Below are 21,886 nucleotides of genomic sequence, written 5' to 3'. Positions count from 1 at the left end.
GATAAAAGGACAATATCCCAAACTGTTGCAAAGCTTGTACGACGTCCTAGCACAAGGTAAAACAGCCATGCCGTCCAACAATAAATAACGGAGAACCCCATGGCTGTTACGCAAGTCCCCGCACAACCCGACGCCAATCGCCGGCGCTTTCTGAAAACCTCGCTGGCCCTATCCGCCGGCGCCGTGGCGCTTGGCAATCTCGGGCTGCCGCGCCTGGCCGAGGCCGAGCCGCTGAGCCAGCGTTATCCCGATCCGCTGGTGAAAATCCTCGATGAAAGCTTCATGGAACTGCGGGTCTTCAACGCCAGCGTCGAGAAGCTCGCCACCGGTCTGCGCTGGGCCGAAGGTCCGGTGTGGGTGGGGGACGGTCGCTATTTGCTGATCAGCGACATTCCCAACAACCGCATCATGCGCTGGGACGAAGTCACCGAGAGTCTGTCGGTCTATCGCGAAAACTCCAATTTCTCCAACGGCCTGTGTCGCGATCGTCAGGGCCGCCTGCTGGTCTGCGAAGGTTCGACGACTTCCAGCGAAGGGCGTCGGGTGACGCGGACCGAACACAACGGCAGCCTCACCGTGCTCGCCGACAGCTATGAAGGCAAGCCGCTGAATTCACCGAACGATATCGTCTGCAAGCGCGACGGTACCGTGTGGTTCACCGATCCGCCGTTCCAGACCGGCAATAACTACGAAGGCCACAAGGTCACCCCAGTGCAGCCTCACGGGGTGTATCGCATTGACGAGAAAGGGGCGCTGACCCGCGTCATCGACGATCTGAACGGACCGAACGGGCTGTGCTTCTCGCCGGACGAGAAAACCCTGTACGTGGTTGAAGGTAGGGCCAAGCCCAACCGGATCATCTGGGCTATCCCCGTCAATGACGACGGTACGCTCGGCGCGCGGCGCAAGCACATCGAAGGCCTGGATTTCGCCGCCATCGATGGCATCAAGTGCGACGAAAGCGGCAACCTCTGGTGCGGCTGGGGCGGCAACGGCGACCCGCGCGCCGATCTGGAAAAGCTCGATGGCGTTCGGGTCTTCAACCCTGAAGGCAAAGCCATCGGCCATATCTCGTTGCCCGAGCGCTGTCCCAACCTGTGCTTCGGCGGGCGGGAAGGCAACCGGATTTTCATGGCCGGCAGCCATTCGATCTACTCGCTGTTCGTCAACACCCGAGGCGCCACTTTCGCCTGATCGGGCGTTTGCGCGGGTCGCGCCTTTCAGCCGTTCGCGGGGGTGAGCGGCGCGGCCTTGGTGAAGCTGTTGCCGCGAACGGCCTGGTAAAGCGCGGCGACCAGATCCGACTGGGTGATGATGCCTACCAGACGCTGGCGCTCGTCGATGATCGGAATATGCCGGTGACCGTTCTCGGAAAACACCGGCACCAGATCGATCAGCAGGCGGTCGCTGCTCGACACTCGCACTGTGCGCGTCATGATCTGTCCGACCTGGCGCGCCTGCTGTTCCCGGCGCGGGCGGACCAGCGAGCGCAATCGCCAGCCAATGCCGTCGTGCACGTCCAGATCGATCTGCTTCATGAAGTCCGCGACCGTCACGATCCCCAGCAAGTATTGGCTGCGATCGATCACCGGCAGCGCCTTGATCCTGTGCTTGCGCATCAGCGCCCAGGCGTCGCGCAACGGGGTTTCAGGTCTGGCGGTGACCGGCTCGCGGGTCATGACTTCGCTGCAACGCAAATGGCCGACGTTACGTTCGAAGCTGATAGCCGCGGTCTGTTCGAGGAGCGATTCCAGATCGTCGCGGCTGATGTCCAGGATCTCGTTGTAGCGCGCCAGCACGGCATCCAGATCGCTGCGTTGTACGCGGGTGGCCGGCTCGGCCTTGGGCGGGCGGTTGGTATGCGGCCAGCGGCGCCCGGTAAGGTTGTTGAAGACCAGGCCCGCGGCGACCAGCAACAGCGAGTCGAACAGCACCGGGCTGACGGCGTAGTCGAAATGTTCGCAGCCGACCAGCACCATCAGCAGGGCCGAGGCGCCGCCGGGCGGATGCAGACAGCGCATCGCCAGCATCAGCGCGATGGCCAGTCCCACCGCCAGCCCCGCCGCCAGGGTGGCGTCCGGGATCCAGCGATAGCAGGCGATGCCGACCAGTGCCGACAGGGTGTTGCCGCCCACCACCGACCACGGCTGGGCCAGCGGGCTGGAAGGCAGGGCAAAGACCAGCACCGCGCTGGCGCCCAGCGGCGCGACCAGCGCCATGCCGAGCACGCCATGTTCGTGGGCGATCAGGCCGTTGAGCCAGAAGGCCGCGCACAGCGCGACCAGCAGGATGCCGAGGGCGGCGCCGCTACTGGCGCGCAGTTTCTCGCGGCCGTCGATGTTCAGCGGCGCGGGCCAGAAGGCTCGCGCGGTCGACACCAGACGGTCGCGCCAGGGAGTTTGAGGGGCGGGGGAGGGTTGTTCGGACGACATCGGCAAACATTCTTCAAGGCGATGAAAGCAGCAGGCAGCGGCCAACTGCGAAACAGGGCCGGAATGGTAACGCGGATGCGCGCGCTCCGCTAACTCGTGGCCGGGGCGCCGTCGGCCCGGACCGCCGCGCGGATCGCTTCGAGCAGCATCCTGCAGGCGGGGTTGTCGTTATCGCTGCGCCATACCAGGTGCAGTTCGCTCTGCACGCCGGAGCCCAGTTCAATCTCGCGAAAAACCACATCCTTGAAAACCACATTGGTCGCGCAGCGTGGCACCAGGGCCAGGCCCATACCCGCGTTGACCAGCGCGAGGATGGTCAGCGAAGAACCCAGCCATTGCACGTATTCGGGGGCCACTTGCGCCGAGCGGAACATGCCGGTCAGCAGTTCGTTGAACGGCGGGTAGGCCGAATGCGAATACATCAGGAAAGGCACGCCGTCGAGGTCCGGCACTCTGATCTGGGCCGCGCTGGCCAGGGGATGCGCGGCGGGGACGGCGAGCACGAACGGCTCGCGCACCAGGCATTCGGTTTCGTAGCCCGGCTGCAGCAACGGCGCCCGCACGATACCCAGGTCAATGCGCCGGGCTCTCAGGGCTTCGTGCTGCTGGTAGGTGTTCATCTCGGTCAGGGAAATCTTCACGTGAGGCTGGTTGAGACGCGCCTCGGCGATCACCCGTGGCAGAAACTCATAGACCGCGCTGCCGACGAAACTGATGGTCACCGAGCCGATATCGCCTTCAGCAAAGCGCCGCGCGGCCAGGGCGGCGTGCTGCGCCCTTTCCAGGAGCGTCTGCGCTTCGATGAAGAAGGCCCGTCCGGCCGCGGTCAACGCGACGCTGCGGGTGCTGCGCGTGAACAGCTCGACGCCCAGGCTGTGCTCCAGCAGCTGAATCTGCCGGCTCAATGGCGGCTGGGTCATGTTCAGCTTTTCCGCCGCGCGGCGGAAGTTGAGTTCGGTTGCCACCGTGGTGAAGCAGCGCAGTTGAGCCAGTTCGAACATTGATCTATTCCAGGTATCAATCAAATGCCAATCTAGATTAGACGGGAACAATCAGTGCGTCCATGATCGTCCCAAGTCGTGCGGAAACCCGATGCGCAGGGTCGTCCTGCTTGAGCAAGCTTCCCGGCGCGCCCGTTTCTGATCACGCTCGGTTCATCCCCAAAAAAACAATGAACGGGAAACGCCTCATGAATCACATCTCTGGATCGACCGATCCCGCTGTGCTCGCCCGCGCGGCCGCCAAGGTCAAACGTCACATCCTGCCGCTGTTCGTGGTGATGTTCATCGTCAACTACATCGACCGGGTCAACATCGGCTTCGTGCGCAGCCATCTGGAAACCGATCTGGGTATCGGCGCCGCTGCCTATGGCCTGGGTGCCGGGCTGTTCTTCGTGGGCTACGCGCTGTTCGAAGTGCCGTCCAACATGCTGTTGCAGCGTTACGGCGCCCGCGCCTGGCTGACCCGGATCATGTTCACCTGGGGCGCGGCGGCCATGGCCATGGCCTTCGTACGCGGCGAAACCAGCTTCTACGTGCTGCGCTTCATCCTGGGCGCCGCCGAAGCGGGCTTCTTCCCCGGCATCATCTATTACTTCACGCAGTGGCTGCCTTCCACCGAACGGGGCAAGGCCATGGCGATCTTCCTGAGCGGCTCGGCCATCGCCTCGGTCATTTCCGGGCCGTTGTCCGGCGGGCTGCTGGGCATCAGCGGCTTCAACCTGCATGGCTGGCAATGGATGTTCCTGATCGAAGGCTTTGCGTCGGTCGCGCTGTGCGGTTTCGTCTGGTTCTGGCTGCAATCCCATCCACGCGAGGCCAAATGGCTGAGCGAAGAGGAAAAGACCGCGCTGATCAACGCCATTGCGGATGAACAGAAAGCCCGGGAAGCGGCCCGCACCGAGAAACCATCCATTCTGCGCCTGCTGGCGGATCGGCAGATCGTGCTGTTCTGCTTTATCTATTTCTCCATCGCCTTGACCATCTACGGTGCAACCTTCTGGCTGCCGAGCATGATTCGCAAGATGGGCAGCCTGAGTGATTTCGAAGTCGGCCTGTTCAACTCGGTGCCATGGATCATCTCCATCGTCGCGATGTACGGATTCGCCGCGCTGGCCGCTCGCTTCAAGCACCAGCAGGCCTGGGTAGCGACCACGCTGGTGATCGCTGCGGCAGGCATGTTCATGTCCACCACGGGCGGCCCGATCTTCGCCTTCGTCGCCATCTGTTTCGCCGCCATCGGTTTCAAGGCGGCCTCCGCGCTGTTCTGGCCGATTCCGCAGGGATATCTGGATGCGCGCATCGCCGCCGCCGTGATTGCCCTGATCAACTCGGTGGGCAACCTGGGTGGCTTCGTTGCGCCCACCGCCTTCGGCATCCTGGAGCAGACCACCGGCTCGATCCAGGGTGGGCTGTACGGCCTGGCCCTGACCTCGCTGCTGGCCGCCGTGGTGATCTTCTTCGCCCGCACCACACCTGCCGCCGGACGCCCGTTATCCAAGACCGAATCCGATGCGCTGCACAGCGCTTCGCTGAACACGCCTTCGAGCCTCAAGCCCTGATCGACCGGGAGAACTGCCTTGAAAATCACCAGAGTGACCGTCACCCCCATCGCCTTCCGCGATCCGCCGCTGCTCAATGCCAGCGGCATCCATGAACCCTACGCGCTGCGTTCGATCATCGAGATCGAAAGCGACAACGGCTACATCGGTCTGGGCGAAAGCTACGGAGATGCCCCGGCACTGGCGATCCAGCAGCAATTGCAGAGTCAACTGATCGGCCTGGACCCGTTCGACCTCAACCGGTTGCGCCGCATCGTGCAGGCCACGGTCGCCGCCAACAAGCCGGCGAGCGTCGCCGGCGCAGAGCTGGCGCCGGGCTCCCATGCCAGCAAGGCGGTGAGCAATGCCTATTCGGCTTTCGAAGTCGCATTTCTGGATTTGCAGGCGCGTTCGATGAATCTGCCGCTGGTGGACCTGCTCGGCGGCGCGGTCCGCGATCAGGTTCCGTTCAGCGCGTACCTGTTTTTCAAGTACGCGCAACATGCCGATTCGCCTTATGCGCCGGACAGTTGGGGCGAGGCGCTGAGCGAGGAACAGATCGTCGCCCAGGCCCGGCGCATGATCGAAGCCTACGGTTTCAAGAGCATCAAGCTCAAGGCTGGCGCGCTGGAACCCGAACATGAAGTTCGCTGCATCAAGGCGTTGAAGAAAGCCTTTCCGGGGCTGCCGCTGCGCATCGATCCGAACGGCAACTGGTCCCTGGAAACCGCCATCCGCATGGCAGAGTTGCTGGGCGATGACCTGCAATACTACGAGGACCCGACGCCCGGCCTTGACGGCATGTCCGAACTGCACAAGCGCACCGGGCTGCCACTGGCGACCAATATGGTCGTGACCGACTTCGACGAGTTCCGCCGCAGCGTGGCCCTCGACAGCGTGCAGATCGTCCTGGCGGACCACCATTACTGGGGCGGACTGCGCGATACCCAAGTGCTGGCGAAGATGTGCGACACCTTCGGACTCGGCGTGTCCATGCACTCCAACTCGCACCTGGGCATCAGCCTGATGGCCATGGCCCATGTCGCGGCGGCCGTGCCGAACCTGGATTACGCCTGCGATACCCATTACCCCTGGCAGGAGCCGGACGAGGAAGTCATCAAGGGCGGCAAGCTGCCGATCGTCGACGGTTGCGTGAAAATCACCCGTGCGCCGGGGCTGGGCCTGGAACTCGATTACGATCAGCTAGGCAAACTCAACGATCAGTTCCTGACCTGCGGCATCCGCCAGCGTGATGACGTCCGGCAGATGCAGAAGTACAAGCCCGACTGGAAAGCGGTCAAGCCGCGCTACTGAAGCTAATGCGCTACAGGCGTATATCCTGGGGATCCAGGATTTGCGCCTGAATGCGCGTGCCGGTCAGGCGCTCCTCATTGGAGAAACCGTCGTACTGCGCCAGGGTGCCGAACTCGATGCCGGTCAGCGTCTCGATGTGCGCAACGCTGCACTGATAAGTACGTAGGCGCCCGAAGGTGAAATCCAGCTGGCCCAATTCCCGACTCTGGGTGATGAGGTAGGCACTGGCTGACGGCTTGCCGTTGTCCCCCAGGAACGCCACGACTTTCCAGAATGCAGAAGGGATCTGCACGCCCCGATAGCGGGTATCTTCCGCCTGCAAGATCGGACCGCTGAATACCGTCACCCGCTGTTTCCAGCGGCGGGTGTTATCGAGGATGTAATCCTCAAGTTCCAGCCAGGTCATCTGATTGAACGCGCCCATTTGCGGCGAGCAGTTGGTGAAGTGAAACGTATCGCTGTTGGCAATCTCGGCCTGCGGCCCCCAGTTGGGGTCCTGCCGGCGCACCAGATGGCCGCGATCGAGTTGGTTGTCGGCGTACAGACTTTCGCCGAGCTGTGCATCGGCGGGCAACCGGCCGTCATACGCCCAGGCGTCCCGGCTGCGTTTGACCTCGATACTGCGTTCGCCGTCGATATTGACCCCCACGTACAGCGCCATGCGCCGGCTGCGGGACATGGTGATGGAAAAATGCAGGTAGTCCAGACGGTTCCCGGTGTTGCCCAGCGGATAAACGTCCGGGGCCAGCTCTGCTCCCGGCGCGGGCCAGGGCACCGTGAACTCACCCAGAAAGTCTTCCGCGTAACCCTCACGTCCGGCCAGCGCTTCGGCGGGCGTGGTACGAGCAGCCGCGGGCTCGCGCAACCGGGGAGCCGTCAGGCCCTGGTCCGCTTGCAAAGGCACAAGGTCGGCGAGGCGAGGGCGGTGAGCGAGATCTATCGACGGAAAATCGGAAGCCACAGCGTATCTCCGGCATCAACATGAAGGACGCTCCAGTCCAGCACAGCCGTATGACAAACCTGCGCGCGCTTCCATCTTTGCCGCTCTGTGGCTACAGTTCTGCGTAACCCCATCCGTCATCCAGCCTTTACGGTACAGGTCGCACAAGGAAGCTCATTCATGCCCGGAGCCAAGGCTCATCCCGACGGCATCTCGTATTCTCTGCTGCAACGTCTGGCACTGGTCTTTGTGTTGCTGGTCATCGCCCTGATCGTGTCGCTGGGCGTCTGGCAGGTGTGGGCCAGCTACCAACGACACCTGCACGAGGGCGAGGTCAATACCGCCAACCTTACGCGCTCAGCCGCCCAGCACGCCGAAGACATGATCAAGGAGCTGGACGCCTTTTCGGCCGGGATGCTGGAGCGTCTGCAATGGCAAGGGCTGACCGATCTGGACAAGGTCCAGATGCGCCGCCTGTTCAAGGTCCAGGCGAACATCATGCGTCAGATCCACGGCGTATTTGTCTACGACCGTGATGGCAACTGGCTGGTGACCGACAAAGACAATCTGCCGCCCAACGCCAACAATGCCGACCGTGAATATTTTCATTATCACCAGGAGAATCCCGGGGACCGCGACACCCACATCGGCCCGGTGATTCGTAGCCGTTCAACCGGGGATCTGGTCATCCCGCTGTCCAGGCGCATCAACAACCCTGACGGCAGCTTCGGCGGCATCTTTCTGGTCACGCTGCGTCTGGACTACTTCAACCGCTTTTACGCGGGCTTTCGCATGGAGAAGCAGGGCATTTTCGTCATTGCCCTGAGCAACGGCACCATTCTGACCCGTCGTCCTTTCGACGAGGCCGTGGTGGGGACCAGTCTCGCCAACGGCACCATCTTCACCCGCTATCTTCCTCAGGCACCTTCAGGCACCGCGCATATCCGATCCGTCGTTGACGGGGTGGAGCGCATCAACAGCTACCAGTTGCTGAACCGTTATCCATTGGTGGTCCAGACCGGGCTGGCACGGGCCGATATCCTGCGGCCCTGGTGGCACGAACTGTATCGTTCGGCAGCTTTGTTCGGGGTTCTGATTCTGGCGGTCGCCGGGTTTGGAGTGGCATTGCTGCGGCAGATCCGGTTCGGGGCGATCATCGAGACAGAACTGCGCCAGGCACATGTCGCGCTGGAAAAGCTGGCCATGGAAGACGGCCTGACCGGGCTCGCCAACCGACGTCATCTGGATACCATGCTGCCGCTCGAAATGACCCGCGCGCGCCGGATGAACGTGCCGCTGAGCGTGCTGATGCTCGATATCGATCATTTCAAGCGCTACAACGACCTTTATGGCCATCCGGAAGGCGACATCTGCATCCGCGCGGTCGCGCAGGTCATCAAGCGCTCCGTCGGCCGCACGGGCGACGTGGCAGCCCGTTATGGCGGCGAAGAGTTCACCGTGCTGCTCCCCGGTGCCGACGAGCTGGGCGCGCATCGGGTCGCGCAGAGAATCTCCGAAAGCGTCCGTACCTTGAAAATCCCCCATGAAGGAAACGAGGCCGGCGTTGTGACCGTCAGTATCGGCGTACACACCTTGTCCCCCAAAAGCAGCATGGCGCCGGACAGGCTGCTGGCAACCGCCGATGAGGCGCTGTACCAGGCCAAGCAGGGCGGAAGAAACCGGGTCCATCCGGACCTTTGCCTTCTGTAGTCGCACGCGTCGACAGATAGATCGCCGATAACCGCACACTTTGCATCTACGGTCTTGACCTGTTTAACCACTTGGTACATTTTGACCTCACGCCCGGCTGCGCAGATGGCCGGGACAACAATAAGAACAATGGAGGTCACCCATGCGGCACACCCTGCTCGCTCTCGCATTCTCTCGACCAACCCCCCGGCGCACTGCGCACCGGGTGCATTGGCCACTCGCAACCCTGACCTGATTGCCGCCGCACATACGGCCCGCCACGCTGCACGGCTGTCAGCCTTGCGGTGGCCGCACGGACGCCTGCGGGTTATCCCTTACTGCGAGGTTTCGATCATGAAAAGAATCGTTGATCTGTATTTCAGGTTCCTCAAGCTGCTTATCGTGCTGTGCATGGTGGCGATGGTGGTCCTGGTGTTCGGCAATGTGGTGCTGCGTTACGCGTTCAACTCCGGAATCAGTGTCTCGGAAGAGTTGTCGCGCTGGTTTTTCGTATGGATGGTCTTTCTCGGTGCGCTGGTGGCATTGCGCGAGCGGGGCCATTTGGGTCTGGACAGTCTGGTGAAGCGTCTGCCCGCGACCGCAAGGCGAATGTGCCTGGCGGCGGGGCATGGACTGATGCTGTATGTCTGCTGGTTGATCTTCAGCGGCAGCTGGCAGCAGGCGGTGATCAACCTGAATGTCGTTGCGCCTGCCTCCGGGTTGTCGATGGCGCTGTTCTACGGCGCAGGACTGGTATTCGGGGCGGGAGCCGCCGCAACCCTCATTTACGAACTCTATCTGCTGGCTTGCGGTCGATCCACGCCGGATGAGCCAGTGGCTGCCGGCACCGCTGCGTTGTCGTCTGCTCCCCAACAGCGCTCCGATACCCAACGAGATCGCCCATGACCTTGATCATCTTCCTCGGCTCCCTGCTCGGGGCCATGGCCATGGGCATTCCCATCGCCTTCGCGTTACTGTTGGTAAGCGTGGCGCTGATGCTGCATCTGGATCTGTTCGACGCACAGATCATCGCCCAGAACCTGCTCAACGGGGCGGACAGCTTCCCGTTGATGGCGGTCCCGTTCTTCATGCTGGCCGGCGAGGTGATGAACGCCGGGGGGCTGTCCAGACGCATCGTCGGCATCGCCATGGCCCTGGTCGGCCACAAACGTGGCGGACTGGGCTATGTGGCGATCATCGCCTCGTGCCTGCTGGCTTCGCTGTCCGGCTCGGCAGTGGCGGACGCCGCCGCATTGGCCGCGTTGCTGGTCCCGATGATGATTCATGCCGGTCACGACCGGGCACGCTCGGCCGGGCTGATCGCCGCCGGCGGTATCATCGCGCCGATCATCCCGCCGAGCATTGGCTTCATCGTGTTTGGCGTGGCGTCCGGCGTGTCGATCTCCAAGCTGTTTTTGGCCGGCATCGTCCCCGGCCTGATGCTGGGTGCCGCCCTGGCGGTGGCCTGGTGGTTCGTCTCCCGTCGCGAGCAGGTCGAGACGCCGCCCAAGCGCAGCCGGGCCGAAGTGCTGCGTGCCCTGATGGAAGGTAGCTGGGCGCTGGGCCTGCCGCTGATCATCGTCCTGGGTCTGAAGTTCGGTATCTTCACGCCGACCGAAGCTGCGGTGGTGGCAGCGGTCTATGCCCTGTTCGTATCGCTGGTGATCTATCGCGAGCTGAAGGTCAGTCAACTGTACGAGCTGGTGTTGTCGTCGGCCAAAACCACTTCGGTGGTGATGCTGCTGGTGGCGGCGGCCATGGTGTCGTCCTGGCTGGTCAACATCGCCGAGCTTCCCTCGCAACTGGCGGCCCTGCTGGAGCCGTTCATGGACAGCCCGACTCTGCTGCTGGTGGTGATCATGCTGGTAGTGATCCTGGTCGGCACGGTGATGGACATGACGCCGACCATCCTGATCCTGACCCCGGTACTGATGCCGGCGGTGACCATGGCAGGCATCGACCCGGTGTATTTCGGTGTGCTGTTCCTGATCAACACGGCCATCGGGCTGATCACGCCCCCGGTGGGAACCGTGCTGAACGTGGTCTGCGGCGTGTCGAAGATCGGCATGGACGAAATCATCCGCGGCGTATGGCCGTTCATGCTCGCGCAACTGGCCGTGCTGTTCGTGCTGGTGCTGTTTCCGCAGCTGGTATTGGTACCGTTGAAGTTCTTTACCGGCTGATAGATGACCCGTTCCTCGACCCATAACAACAACGATCGGAGAGTGACATGCAAAAACTGATGAAAACCCTGCTGGCGGGTGTCTGCGCAACCAGCCTGCTACTCACCAGCCTTGCCAGCCATGCGGCCGAGATCCGTGAGCGGACCCTGCGTTTCGCCTTCCAGAACGTCAAGGATCACCCGCAGGGGCAGGGCGCGCAGAAGTTCGCCGACCTGCTCGCCGAGAGCAGCGGGGGCAAGATCAAGGTGCGGCTGTTTCCCGGCGGCACGCTTGGCGGCGATGTGCAGACCGTCTCGGCGCTGCAAGGCGGCACGCTGGACATGACGGTACTCAACTCCGGCATTCTGGCGGCTCAGGCGGCGGATTTCGCCATGCTCGATTTCCCGTTTCTGTTCAATGACGTCAATGAAGCCCATGCGGTAATGGACGGCGCGGTCGGGCAAAAACTGGCTGCGCAGCTGGATGGCAAGGGGCTGGTCGGCCTGGGTTATTGGGACCTGGGCTTTCGCAACGTGACCAACAGCAAGCATCCGATCACGCGTCTGGAAGACATGCAGGGCCTGAAGATCCGGGTCATCCAGTCCCCGATCTACCTGGAGACGTTTTCCGCCCTGGGGGCCAACCCGGTGCCGATGGCCTTCCCCGAGGTCTATACCGGACTTGAGCAGCGCACTATCGACGGCCAGGAGAATCCGTTCACCGTGATCGAAGGCAGCAAGTTCTTCGAGGTGCAGAAGTACCTGTCAGTCACCGGCCATATCTTCAATCCGCAGTCGCTGATCATCAGTCAGAAAACCTGGAGCCGCCTCAATGATGATGAAAAGGCACTGATTCGCGACGCGGCTGCCAAGGCCCAGGTGTTTCAGCGCGAAGTGACGGCAGCCAGCATGGACAAGGCACGCGCCAACCTGCAGGCCCACATCGAGGTCAACGACATTTCACCGGCAGAGAAAGATCGTTTTCGCGAACGTGTCCAGCCCGTGATCGACAAGTTTTCGAAACAGCTGGATGCGGGTCTGGTCAAGCTGATGTACGACGAAATCGCCAAGGTGCGCGCGGCGCCTTGATCCGCCGGTGACGGAGCTTAACCTCCGGTGGTCGATCGGGCAGTGCGTCTGGTCTTGCCGGCCGCTGGTGCGGCGGCTGCCTTGGTCTTGCCCGGCGAGCGCTTGCCCGAACTCTTGCGCTTTTTCTTCCACGGCGGGGTTACGCCCGCCGGGCTGGCCGGCCCGCTGATGGTCAAACGCAGGCCGACGCAGCGGCTTACCTGTTTGCTCATCCAGGCCGCCTGCTTGGCAACGAATTCCTCCAGGCTCATTTCGCCGCTCTGCACCATGTCCAGCGCCTGCTCCCAGATGGCGGTGGTGCCAGGATCGGCAATGGCGCGGGGCACGGCATCGATCAGGCTGAAGGCCGGGGGCGTGGCCGACAGCGCTTTGCCTTGCTTGACCAGATAACCACGATCGATCAGGCCTTGAATGATCCCGGCGCGGGTCGCTTCCGTGCCGATGCCGGTGGTGTCCTTGAGCTTCTGCTTGAGCAGCGGATCCTCGACCAGCCTGGCGACGTTCTTCATGGCTTTGATCAGGTCGCCTTCGGTGTAAGGCTTGGGAGGTTGTGTCCATAGATCCTTGAGCCGGACGTCGGAGACCTCGCAATCACAGCCCTGGAACAACACCGGCAGCGGCTGCGGCGCCGGGGCTTCGCGGCCCTTGGCCGGGGCGAGTGCTTCGGGCATGGCGCGTTTCCAGCCAGGCTCGACGATCTGCTTGCCCACGGCCCGCAGCGCATGACCAGCACAGTCGAAATCGGCCTGGGTCCGGTCGTATTCGTGGTTGGGCAGGAATTGCGCCAGATAGCGGGCGCGGATCAGGCTGTAGACCGCGCGCGGCTTGCCGCTCAAACGTTCGATGCCACGCGCGGCGGCGGTCGGAATGATGCCGTGGTGGGCGCTGACTTTGGCGTCGTTCCAGGCCCGCGAGCGACGTCGCGGGTCCAGGTGCGGGAGCAGCCCGGCGAGTGCCGGGTCGGCCTTGCCCAGTGCCGCGATGATGCTTGCCGCTTCGCCATGCTGACTCGACGGCAGATAGCCGCAGTCGCTGCGCGGGTAGGTGATGACCTTGTGGGTTTCGTAGAGAGCTTGCGCGATGTCCAGGGTTTCCTGCGCGCCCAGGCCCAGCTTCTTCGAACAGATTTCCTGCAAGGTACCCAGGTCGAAAGGCAGCGGCGCCACTTCGCGGATGCGCTCGGTGCGCAGCTTGATCACCCGCGCGCTGCGCGCCTGGCTGATGTCGTCGGCTGCCCGCCGCGCCAGCGGCTGGTTGAGGCAACGATCCTGCTCGTCGCAGGCATCGGCCGGCGCACGCCACTGTGCCACGAATGGCTGGTCATCATGGGTAAGGGTTACGTCGATGGCCCAGAAAGGCACCGGTACGAAATCGGCGATGCTCCGATCCCGGTCGACCACCAGCCTCAGGGTCGGGGTCTGCACCCGGCCCACCGGCAGCACGCCCTGGTAGCCCGATTGACGGCCCAGCAAGGTGAACAGGCGACTCATGTTCATGCCGATCAGCCAGTCCGCGCGGGACCGGCCGAGCGCGGAATGGTACAGGCTGAAGGTATCGGCGCCGGGCTTCAGGGCGGCCAGCGCCTTGCGGATCGAGGCGTCGTCCAACGCCGACAGCCACAGACGCTGGATCGGACCGCGATAGCGGCAGTGCTCCACCAGTTCACGGGCGATCATTTCGCCCTCGCGATCCGCATCCGTCGCGATGACCAGTTCGTGAGCCTCGCCGAGCAAACGCTTGACCGCCTTGAACTGGCTGGCGGTCCGGGGCTTGACCAGCATCTTCCATTTCTCGGGAACGATCGGCAGGTCTTCCAGCACCCAGCGCTTGTAGCGGGCGTCATAGGCATCCGGCGGCGCGGTTTCCAGCAAATGGCCGATGCACCAGGTCACTGTGGTGCCGGACCCGATCCAGCAACCGTCGCCACGCCGGGTCGCGCCGAGCGCCGCGGCGATGTCTTTGGCCTGGGAGGGTTTTTCGCAAAGGAACAGCCGCATGACTACCGTCTTCTATTACCGGTGTTGAGGCTGCAAGGATGAACACAGAAGTGCGTATGAGCAAGGTTTATCTGTATGGATATACAGATAAACCTTGTGAGAAGGATCCCGTGAAGCGGGCAGCCGGGTCACGGCCGCCCGCCGGACTTACAGGAAGTTGACCGGGTAGTCGACGATCAGGCGGAATTCGCTCAGATCGCCTTCGCCCTGATCGGCGTTGGCGGTATGGAAAGCCTGACGGACGCGGAACGACAAGTCCTTCGCGGGACCTTCCTGAACCACATACTTGGCTTCGATATCGGTCTCGTGATGCTTGCCGTCTTCGCCGTAGCCACCGTAGGTGGTGTTGCCCGGCATGTGGGTGCCGTCGATGTTCGAGCCGTTCAGGTAGCGCGCCATGAAGCTCAGGCCCGGTACGCCGTAGGGCGCCATGTTCAGGTCATAGCGGATGCCCCAGGATTCCTCGCCCGGACCGTTGAAGTCCGACCACTGCACGGAGTTGTTGAGGAAGATCGAATCGCCGCCTTCGCCGCCGCCGTTATTGCCGGTGCCAACATAGTCGAAAGGTGTGTCGCCATCGACTTTCTGGAACGACAGCGTCACCGAGTGAGCGGCCAGGAAGCTGTAGGTGACTGCGGTCGACCAGGTGGTGTTATTGATGGTGCCGGCCTTGGCCTGACCCTCGTCGAGGGTGCGATACAGGTTGAAATCGAAGTTCAGGGCCTGATCGTCGGAAAGAGTCCATACATAGTTGGTGTTGAAGTAGTACTGGTTCCAGACGTCCTTGAATTCCGAACCGTAGAAGGTCGCGGTCCAGGCCGGTGTGATGTCATACACCGCGCCAGCGAAGGTCGCACTGCTGGAGGTCACCCCGGCGTAGGTGGCGTAGATCTCATGATCGTGGTTGGAGGTCAGGCCGCTGTTGGTGCTGGTGTAGCGGCCAGCTTCCAGCTCCAGCCCGTCGATTTCGCTGCTGTTGAGGTTGAAACCAGTGGCTGTCTGCGGGAGCAGACGGCTGCCGCCGACACCGAAGACCGGCGCGGTCGGTTGCAGGTTGCCGTAGCGCAACAGGGTTTTGGAAACGCGCAGCTTGACGCTTGCGCCCGCAGAACCGTAATCGTCTTCCGGCTCGCCATTGCGACCGATCGGCAGGTTGCCGGTGCCGGTGTACTGCTCCTGACCGTCGAGCTTCAGGCCGTACTGGCCATAGGCATCGACGCCAAAGCCGACCGTGCCCTGGGTGAAACCGGAGCTGTAGTTGAGCATGAAGCCCTGGGTCCAGTCGCGGTTGTCGGCGTTGCCGTTCTCGCGGTTGCGGTTGAAGTACTGGTTACGCAACAGGCCGGTCAGGCTGCTGCCTTCGACGAAACCCGTAGCCTGGGCCTGGTCTTCCACAGGCTCGGCGAAAGCCGGTTGACTGGCACCGGCCGAAATCGCAAGTGCGAGGGCGCTCCACTGTTTTGCATTCATCTGGTTGATCCCCTGGTTTGATATCGCCCGGAATCCGTCCTGGCCAGCGGCATGAAGCACTGCGACGGAGAGGCGTTTTACGGCAGGGCTGGCAAGAGCCCATCTAATAATTATCGAGGGCGCGATGAGGTCGTTATAAGTGCCCGCAAGGCGGGTCGTTTTTCGCGCCGGGCTACTTATAACATGTCCTTTTTGACCAGGAAGACCCGCGGGCCAGAGCGGTCGGTTACATTTATTTAACTTTTAATCGAAGGTGGCAAGTTGCTAGCCTTTCGCTCAATTGAAGCTCTCATCGTTTCAATTGCTCTTGTTATTGCCGCCACTTCGTGGCGGTTTTTTTTCGTCTGTCGTTCATGGATAGGGCCGCCTTGCTACTATGGCGCGCTGTTGAACAGGGAGAGCCCGATGCGAAAGGTTTTGTGCATCGAAGACGATTACGACACGGCCCAGGAAATCGCCTCCGAACTGACCCGTGTGGGCTTCACGGTAGAATGCGCGAGCGATGGCGCATCCGGGCTGCACAAAGCGCTTCACGATGACTATGCCGCCATTACCCTGGACCGGATGCTGCCGGGCCTGGACGGTCTTGAGGTCATCAAGACGCTGCGCGCCTGCGGCGTGCGTACGCCGGTGCTGATGATCAGCGCACTCACCGATGTCGATGACCGTATTCACGGATTGCGCGCCGGGGGCGACGATTACCTGGTCAAACCCTTCGTATCCGAGGAAATGGCGACCCGCGTCGAAGTGCTGCTCAGGCGCCACGCCAACGCTCCCGAGCGGGAAACCTTGCTGCGGGTGGCCGACCTGACGCTTGATCTGCTCAATCGTGAAATGAGCGCTGGCGGCGCTCCGGTCGGCCTGTCGACCACCGAATTCCGCTTGCTGGAATTCTTGATGCGCAATGCCGGCGCGGTGGTGACCCGGGCGCTGATCTTCGAATCGGTATGGGGTTACCACTTCGACCCCGGCACCAAGCTGATCGACGTGCATCTGACGCGGCTGCGACGCAAGCTGGAGAAGGTCGGCAGCCGTTGCTCGATCGATGCGCTTCGCGGCTCGGGGTTCGTGCTGGCGGTCGCCGCCGCGAACGTCTGAATGCGAGCGCGTCTGTCCCGTACCACGGCCTTTCGCCTGACCCTGGGCTACGCCGCCGCCTTGCTGCTTGGCATTCTCATGCTGGTCGGCCTGATCTACTGGCAGACCGCCGAGTACATGTCGCGCCAGGCCGAAGACATGGTGCTGGGCGAGATGCGCCAGCTGATGTACCTGCAAGCCGGGCAGCTTCCCGACGAGATCGAACGTCTGCAACAAGGAGATCTGCGGCGGGTCATCACTTACGGCCTCTTCAGCCCTCGCGGCGACTCGCTCAAAGGGCGCTTGTCCCGCCTGCCTGAAACGCTGCCGGTCGACGGCCATCCCCATGACTGGCAGACGCAAGGTTTTCGGCATGGCAACAAGCTGGTCGCGCAGCGGTTGCCCAGTGGCGAAGTGCTGGCTGTGGGCTACAGCGCCAGGACCCTGGCGCACCTGGGCGAAATCCTTTTCTATTCGTTGCTGTGGAGCGCCGGCCTGATTCTGGCAGGGGGCCTGCTGATGGGCGTGTTGCTGGGCAGCGGGCCATTGCGACGGGTGCGCGAAGTTCAGGACGTGAGCCGGCGTATCGCCGAGGGCGATTTTTCGCAGCGTCTGCCGGTGGCCGAAAAAGGCGACGAACTCGATGTACTCTGCTCGCTGGTCAACCGCATGGTGGCCCAGGTCGGTCAGTTACTCGAAGAGGTCAAGAGCGTGGAGGACAACGTCGCCCATGACCTGCGCACGCCGCTGAACAAACTTCGCGCTCAGTTGCACCGCACGCTGACCGATTGGGACAGGGCGCAGGACGACCAGCTCAAGGCGCGGCTGGAGAAATCCCTGGATTCCACTGACGTCCTGCTCGGCCGTTTTCGGGCCTTGCAGCGTATCGCGCAAATCCGCAGCACCGCGCGTCGCGCCGGGATGGCTCCGCTGGCGCCCCATCTGCTGCTCAAGCAACTGTTCGAAGATTACGAGGCCGTCGCCGAGGAGGCCGGTATCGAGCTGCGGCTGGAAATCGAACGGGTGCCGCCTCTGATCGCCGACCGGGAAATGCTCGCCGAGGCCTTGATGAATCTGCTGGATAACGCCTTGAAGTACACGCCTGCGGGCGGGCAAATCAGGATGCGGCTAAAACGCGCCGGCAGGGCTACCCGAATCGAAATCGAAGACAACGGGCCGGGTATCCCGGACGATCAGCGTGAAGCCGTGCGCAGCCGTTTCACCCGGGGCGAACGTGAAGTTCAAAGTCGCGGAGCCGGGCTGGGGCTGGCGATCGTCGCGGCGGTCGCCAAGGCCCACGGCTACCAGTTTCTGCTCGAAGACGCGCAGCCCGGCCTGCGCGCTACGCTCCAGGCGTCCAATACCTCAGGCTTCGATCTGCACTAGGTCTCCATCGAGCCTGACCTGCCAGACATCCAGGCGTTGTTCCGGGTATTCCAGGCAGGAGCCGTCGCGCAACCGGAAATGCTGCTTGTACAAAGGCGAAGCGATGACCAGCTCGCCGGCGACCTCGCAGATCAGGCCGCGCCCGATCACGTTGACGCCGGACTTGGGATCGCGGTTGTCGACCGCGAACAGCCGCTGCCCGTCAACATTGTCGGGCAGCCAGAACAGCGCAATCTGCCGCCCTTCGAACCAGGCGACCACGCCCGAATTGGCGACCAGGTCACGGCGCTCACACAGCGGCTGCCATTGCACCCGCGATACGTCGCACTCATAGGTTTGTGCCAGTGCAGTGTTGGACAGGCTCATCAGACCACCTCCTTGAACAATGGAATGAGCGACAGCTCTTCGGCGCGGGCTGGGCGGCGCTGGGCGCGTTCCTTGACGAAATGCACATCCGGGTCGCTGCGCTTGTCGTTGACGAAAGTCCGGAAGCGCTTGAGCTTTTCCGGGTCCTTGAGGGCGTTCGCCCATTCGCATTCGTAGCGATCGACGACCAGCTGCATCTGCGCTTCAAGCTCGCCGGCCAGCCCCAGGCTGTCGTCGATGATCACCGCCTTCAGATAATCCAGACCGCCTTCCAGGGATTCACGCCACACCGAGGTGCGTTGCAGCTTGTCGGCGGTGCGGATGTAGAGCATCAAGAAGCGGTCGATGTAGCGGATCAGGGTTTCGTCGTCCAGATCGGTCGCGAACAGCTCAGCGTGGCGCGGGCGCATGCCGCCGTTGCCGGATACATACAGGTTCCAGCCGTTCTCGGTGGCGATCACGCCGACATCCTTGCTCTGCGCCTCGGCACACTCGCGGGTGCAGCCGGACACCGCGAACTTGAGCTTGTGCGGCGCGCGCAGGCCTTTGTAACGGTCTTCGATGCGCAGCGCCATGGCGACGCTGTCCTGCACGCCGAAGCGGCACCAGGTACTGCCGACGCAGGATTTCACGGTGCGGGTCGACTTGCCGTAGGCATGGCCGGTCTCGAACCCGGCGTCGATCAGTTCAGCCCAGATGTCCGGCAGTTCGTGCAACTGGGCGCCGAACAGGTCGATGCGCTGGCCGCCGGTGATCTTGGTGTACAAGTCGTACTTCTTGGCGACCGCGCCGATGGCGATCAGGCCATCGGGCGTAATTTCACCACCCGGAATTCTCGGCACCACCGAGTAGGTGCCGTTCTTCTGCATGTTGGCCATGAAGGTATCGTTGGTGTCCTGCAACGGGACCAACAGCGGATCGGTGATCGGCCGGTTCCAGCATGAAGCCAGGATCGAACCCACCGCGGGCTTGCAGATGGCGCAACCGTGAGCGCCCTTGCCATGACGGGTCAGCAGCGCTTCGAAGGTTTCGATGCCCTCGACCCGCACCAGCGAATACAGCTCTTGCCGGGTGAACGGGAAGTGCTCGCACAGGCTTTTGTCGACGCTCACGCCGCGAGCGATCAGCTCATGTTCGAAGACCTGCTTGAGCAGCGCCGAACAGCCGCCGCAGCCGGTCGCTGCCTTGGTGCAGGCCTTGATCCCGGCGAGGTCGGTGCAGCCTTCGTCGATGGCCGAACAGATCGAACCCTTGCTGACGTTATGGCAGGAGCAGATGGTCGCGGTGGCGGGCAGGGCGCTGGCGCCCAGAGTCGGTGCGCCTTCACTGTGGGGCAGGATCAGGCTTGCCGGATCGGCCGGCAGCGCAATGCCGTTCTGGGCATATTGCAGCAGGGTGTCGTAATAGCTGTTGTCGCCGACCAGCACCGCGCCCAGCACGCGCTTGCCGTCCGCCGATACCACCAGGCGGCGATAGCTGGAGGTGGCTTCGTCGATGTAGCGATAGCTGACCGCGCCGGCCAACGCGCCATGGGCATCGCCGATGGAGCCGACGTCGACGCCCAGCAGCTTGAGCTTGGTGGACATGTCGGCGCCGAAGAAGGGTTGCGCATCTTGCCCGCACAGCTGGGCGGCGACGCCGCGCGCCATCTGGTAACCGGGAGCGACCAGCCCGAACACGCTGCCGTTCCAGGCTGCGCACTCGCCGATGGCATAGATATCGGGGTCGCTGGTGCGGCAATGTTCGTCGATGGCGATGCCGCCGCGTGGGCCGAGTTCCAGTTCACTCTGGCGCGCCAACGCATCCTGGGGACGAATGCCGGCGGAAAACACGATCAGGTCGGTTTCCAGGAACTCGTCGTTGGCGAAGTTCATGCGATAGCGGTATTCGCGCCCATCGCTGATCGATTGGGTGGCGCGAGACAAATGCACGCCCACACCCAGCGCTTCGATACGGGCCTTGAGGGCCGCGCCGCCCGGCTCGTCGAGCTGGACCGGCATCAGGCGCGGGGCGAATTCCACGACGTGCGCTTCCAGTCCCAGCGATTTGAGGGCGTTGGCCGCTTCCAGTCCCAGCAGCCCGCCGCCGACCACCACGCCACGCCGCGCGCGGGTGGCCGCGCGGCGAATGTCATCCAGGTCTTCGAGAGTGCGATACACCAGCCGCGAATTGCCCTCGGCGCCTTCGATGGGCGGCACGAAGGGATAAGAACCGGTCGCCAGCACCAGCTTGTCGTAGGCGAAGCAGCCCTGAGCGGTGATGATTTCCCGCCGGCCGCGATCGATTTCCAGAACGGGCACGCCCAGATGCAGGCTCAGCCCAGGCTGCTCGTAGAGCGACATCTCGCTCATCGCCAGGGACTCGGCATCGCGTCCGGTAAAGTATTCGGACAGATGCACGCGGTCATAGGCGCGTTGCGCCTCTTCACCAAAGACGTGAATGCGGTAGCGCTGCAACGCTCCGCCGGCGATCAGTTGCTCGACACAATGGTGACCGACCATGCCATTGCCGACGACGATCAGGGTTTGCAGTTCGTTGTGGGGGAAGACTGTGGTGTTCATAGCAAGTCCCGGCCGAGGCCCATCAGGTTTTCGTGGAGCAAAAAAAAGGCGCCCGGAACCTTTCGGTTCCAGGCGCCTTTGCCTGTTCTCTTATATAGGGTGGCTGCAAATCGAGCGTCGTTGCCCGGTGCGGCCTTTGCCTGAGTAATGCAGAGCCTGTGCCAGCTTGCGATCATCTGGCTGCAGGGCTTGTGTGCCGGGGGTCGCAGGCCGATCGACGAGCGTTGGCAGGTTCGGGCACGCGGCGCTGTCTTGCCTTGGATTGGTGCGTATGCACCGATTACGCTTTAATGCCGTGCACGCTGCAGGAGCCAATAGGCGGCATCCTATAGCCGCGTGCCTACGATCAACCAGGCCGTTTTCCATGATCTCCATCTCTGAAGTCACGTCTACCGACATCCCTCAGACCCTCGATTTCGTCATGCGCGCCCGCGCCGAAATCTTTCCCATGCTCGACCCGCGCGCCGTGCCGAGCGATCTGGCCCGGTTCGAACAGGTTTACCTGTCAGGGCAGGGCGGTCGGTTTCTGATTGCCAAGGAGGGCGAGCGGATCGTCGCGGCCATCGGCTATCTGCCGTACGACCATCGCTTCCCACAGCTGGATTATCGGGGCAGGCGCACGGTTGAAATCGTGCGGCTGTTCGTCGCTCACGATCACCGGGGCGCAGGATTGGCGGGGCAGTTGTATGACGCGCTCAGGCGGCAGGCGCTGGAAGACAGGGTCGAGGCGCTCTATCTGCATACGCACCCGTTCCTGCCAGGCGCGATCGGCTTCTGGCAGAAACAGGGGTTCGGGATCGTCGACGTCGAATCCGACCCGGTCTGGCAGACCACGCACATGCAGTGCGTGCTCTGCTGACAGGAG

General features: G+C 62.8%; 17 protein-coding genes. 10 read left to right on the top strand and 7 right to left on the bottom strand.

Features of this window, described 5'->3' with window-relative positions; all coding sequences use genetic code 11:
• Positions 1-99: 99 nt before the first annotated feature.
• Complete coding sequence (locus tag TRP66_RS02275) at positions 100-1,194, top strand: SMP-30/gluconolactonase/LRE family protein (RefSeq protein ID WP_333399695.1); 1,095 nt, start codon at positions 100-102, stop codon at positions 1,192-1,194.
• Between the two features lie 26 nt (positions 1,195-1,220).
• Here the strand turns inward: TRP66_RS02275 and TRP66_RS02270 are convergent, their stop codons facing one another.
• Positions 1,221-2,432 (bottom strand): HPP family protein, encoded by a 1,212-nt coding sequence (locus tag TRP66_RS02270; protein ID WP_333399694.1) that lies wholly within the window; start codon positions 2,430-2,432, stop codon positions 1,221-1,223.
• A gap of 89 nt (positions 2,433-2,521) precedes the next feature.
• On the bottom strand, positions 2,522-3,433 hold the full coding sequence (locus TRP66_RS02265) for a LysR substrate-binding domain-containing protein (RefSeq protein ID WP_333399693.1): 912 nt from the start codon (positions 3,431-3,433) through the stop codon (positions 2,522-2,524).
• Between the two features lie 188 nt (positions 3,434-3,621).
• Between TRP66_RS02265 and TRP66_RS02260 the strand changes: the two genes are divergently transcribed.
• Both TRP66_RS02260 and TRP66_RS02255 read left to right on the top strand, forming a co-directional pair.
• Complete coding sequence (locus TRP66_RS02260) at positions 3,622-4,992, top strand: MFS transporter (protein WP_333399692.1); 1,371 nt, start codon at positions 3,622-3,624, stop codon at positions 4,990-4,992.
• A gap of 18 nt (positions 4,993-5,010) precedes the next feature.
• The gene (locus TRP66_RS02255; protein ID WP_333399691.1) at positions 5,011-6,285 is read left to right on the top strand and encodes a glucarate dehydratase family protein; all 1,275 of its coding nucleotides are present in this window, start codon (positions 5,011-5,013) and stop codon (positions 6,283-6,285) included.
• 10 nt (positions 6,286-6,295) lie between these two features.
• On the opposite strand, the gene TRP66_RS02250 is transcribed toward TRP66_RS02255, so the two are convergent.
• Positions 6,296-7,246 (bottom strand): DNA/RNA non-specific endonuclease, encoded by a 951-nt coding sequence (locus TRP66_RS02250; RefSeq protein ID WP_333399690.1) that lies wholly within the window; start codon positions 7,244-7,246, stop codon positions 6,296-6,298.
• A 159-nt stretch (positions 7,247-7,405) separates the two neighbouring features.
• Between TRP66_RS02250 and TRP66_RS02245 the strand changes: the two genes are divergently transcribed.
• The 4 genes from TRP66_RS02245 to TRP66_RS02230 all read left to right on the top strand — a co-directional run bounded on the left by TRP66_RS02245 (position 7,406) and on the right by TRP66_RS02230 (position 12,164).
• Positions 7,406-8,935 carry a sensor domain-containing diguanylate cyclase gene (locus TRP66_RS02245; RefSeq protein ID WP_333399689.1) on the top strand — a complete coding sequence of 510 codons (1,530 nt, stop codon included), beginning with the start codon at positions 7,406-7,408 and terminating at the stop codon, positions 8,933-8,935.
• Positions 8,936-9,268: 333 nt separating this feature from the next.
• Complete coding sequence (locus TRP66_RS02240; RefSeq protein ID WP_333399688.1) at positions 9,269-9,820, top strand: TRAP transporter small permease; 552 nt, start codon at positions 9,269-9,271, stop codon at positions 9,818-9,820.
• Complete coding sequence (locus TRP66_RS02235; protein WP_333399687.1) at positions 9,817-11,097, top strand: TRAP transporter large permease subunit; 1,281 nt, start codon at positions 9,817-9,819, stop codon at positions 11,095-11,097. Before TRP66_RS02240 ends, TRP66_RS02235 begins: the two co-directional genes overlap by 4 nt.
• A gap of 47 nt (positions 11,098-11,144) precedes the next feature.
• A complete protein-coding gene (locus TRP66_RS02230) occupies positions 11,145-12,164 on the top strand; it encodes a TRAP transporter substrate-binding protein (protein WP_333399686.1) in 1,020 nt (339 codons plus the stop codon).
• A gap of 17 nt (positions 12,165-12,181) precedes the next feature.
• On the opposite strand, the gene TRP66_RS02225 is transcribed toward TRP66_RS02230, so the two are convergent.
• On the bottom strand, positions 12,182-14,161 hold the full coding sequence (locus TRP66_RS02225; protein WP_333399685.1) for a DNA topoisomerase III: 1,980 nt from the start codon (positions 14,159-14,161) through the stop codon (positions 12,182-12,184).
• A gap of 147 nt (positions 14,162-14,308) precedes the next feature.
• Positions 14,309-15,631 (bottom strand): OprD family porin, encoded by a 1,323-nt coding sequence (locus tag TRP66_RS02220; protein WP_333399684.1) that lies wholly within the window; start codon positions 15,629-15,631, stop codon positions 14,309-14,311.
• A 405-nt stretch (positions 15,632-16,036) separates the two neighbouring features.
• On the opposite strand from TRP66_RS02220, the gene TRP66_RS02215 reads away from it, so the two are divergent.
• Both TRP66_RS02215 and TRP66_RS02210 read left to right on the top strand, forming a co-directional pair.
• On the top strand, positions 16,037-16,729 hold the full coding sequence (locus tag TRP66_RS02215) for a response regulator transcription factor (RefSeq protein ID WP_333399683.1): 693 nt from the start codon (positions 16,037-16,039) through the stop codon (positions 16,727-16,729).
• Positions 16,730-18,094, top strand: a complete 1,365-nt coding sequence (locus tag TRP66_RS02210; RefSeq protein WP_333399682.1) for a HAMP domain-containing sensor histidine kinase — start codon at positions 16,730-16,732, stop codon at positions 18,092-18,094.
• Here the strand turns inward: TRP66_RS02210 and nirD are convergent.
• Together nirD and nirB are read right to left on the bottom strand one after the other, a co-directional pair.
• Entirely contained in the window at positions 18,074-18,460 is a 387-nt protein-coding gene (gene nirD, locus TRP66_RS02205) for a nitrite reductase small subunit NirD (protein ID WP_333399681.1), read from the bottom strand. The two genes, TRP66_RS02210 and nirD, sit on opposite strands and share 21 nt — an antisense overlap.
• Complete coding sequence (gene nirB / locus TRP66_RS02200) at positions 18,460-21,021, bottom strand: nitrite reductase large subunit NirB (RefSeq protein ID WP_333399680.1); 2,562 nt, start codon at positions 21,019-21,021, stop codon at positions 18,460-18,462. The genes nirD and nirB overlap by 1 nt, the downstream gene beginning before the upstream one ends.
• 364 nt (positions 21,022-21,385) lie before the next feature.
• Here nirB and TRP66_RS02195 point away from each other — a divergent pair, with 364 nt between their 5' ends.
• A complete protein-coding gene (locus tag TRP66_RS02195; RefSeq protein WP_333399679.1) occupies positions 21,386-21,880 on the top strand; it encodes a GNAT family N-acetyltransferase in 495 nt (164 codons plus the stop codon).
• Positions 21,881-21,886: the final 6 nt, after the last annotated feature.

The sequence above is a fragment of the Pseudomonas sp. JDS28PS106 genome (genome assembly GCF_036706555.1).
In the GTDB taxonomy this organism is placed as follows: domain Bacteria; phylum Pseudomonadota; class Gammaproteobacteria; order Pseudomonadales; family Pseudomonadaceae; genus Aquipseudomonas.
Note: the sequence above shows the minus strand (reverse complement) of the source record. Positions and strands in the feature narration are given on the sequence as shown.

Coding starts and splice junctions, on each gene's coding strand:
- TRP66_RS02240 (WP_333399688.1), top strand. CDS start 9,269: ATGAAAAGAATCGTTGATCTGTATTTCAGGTTCCTCAAGCTGCTTATC.
- nirB (WP_333399680.1), bottom strand. CDS start 21,021: ATGAACACCACAGTCTTCCCCCACAACGAACTGCAAACCCTGATCGTC.
- TRP66_RS02260 (WP_333399692.1), top strand. CDS start 3,622: ATGAATCACATCTCTGGATCGACCGATCCCGCTGTGCTCGCCCGCGCG.
- TRP66_RS02230 (WP_333399686.1), top strand. CDS start 11,145: ATGCAAAAACTGATGAAAACCCTGCTGGCGGGTGTCTGCGCAACCAGC.
- TRP66_RS02215 (WP_333399683.1), top strand. CDS start 16,037: ATGCGAAAGGTTTTGTGCATCGAAGACGATTACGACACGGCCCAGGAA.
- nirD (WP_333399681.1), bottom strand. CDS start 18,460: ATGAGCCTGTCCAACACTGCACTGGCACAAACCTATGAGTGCGACGTA.
- TRP66_RS02265 (WP_333399693.1), bottom strand. CDS start 3,433: ATGTTCGAACTGGCTCAACTGCGCTGCTTCACCACGGTGGCAACCGAA.
- TRP66_RS02270 (WP_333399694.1), bottom strand. CDS start 2,432: ATGTCGTCCGAACAACCCTCCCCCGCCCCTCAAACTCCCTGGCGCGAC.
- TRP66_RS02245 (WP_333399689.1), top strand. CDS start 7,406: ATGCCCGGAGCCAAGGCTCATCCCGACGGCATCTCGTATTCTCTGCTG.
- TRP66_RS02225 (WP_333399685.1), bottom strand. CDS start 14,161: ATGCGGCTGTTCCTTTGCGAAAAACCCTCCCAGGCCAAAGACATCGCC.
- TRP66_RS02195 (WP_333399679.1), top strand. CDS start 21,386: ATGATCTCCATCTCTGAAGTCACGTCTACCGACATCCCTCAGACCCTC.
- TRP66_RS02235 (WP_333399687.1), top strand. CDS start 9,817: ATGACCTTGATCATCTTCCTCGGCTCCCTGCTCGGGGCCATGGCCATG.
- TRP66_RS02210 (WP_333399682.1), top strand. CDS start 16,730: ATGCGAGCGCGTCTGTCCCGTACCACGGCCTTTCGCCTGACCCTGGGC.
- TRP66_RS02275 (WP_333399695.1), top strand. CDS start 100: ATGGCTGTTACGCAAGTCCCCGCACAACCCGACGCCAATCGCCGGCGC.
- TRP66_RS02220 (WP_333399684.1), bottom strand. CDS start 15,631: ATGAATGCAAAACAGTGGAGCGCCCTCGCACTTGCGATTTCGGCCGGT.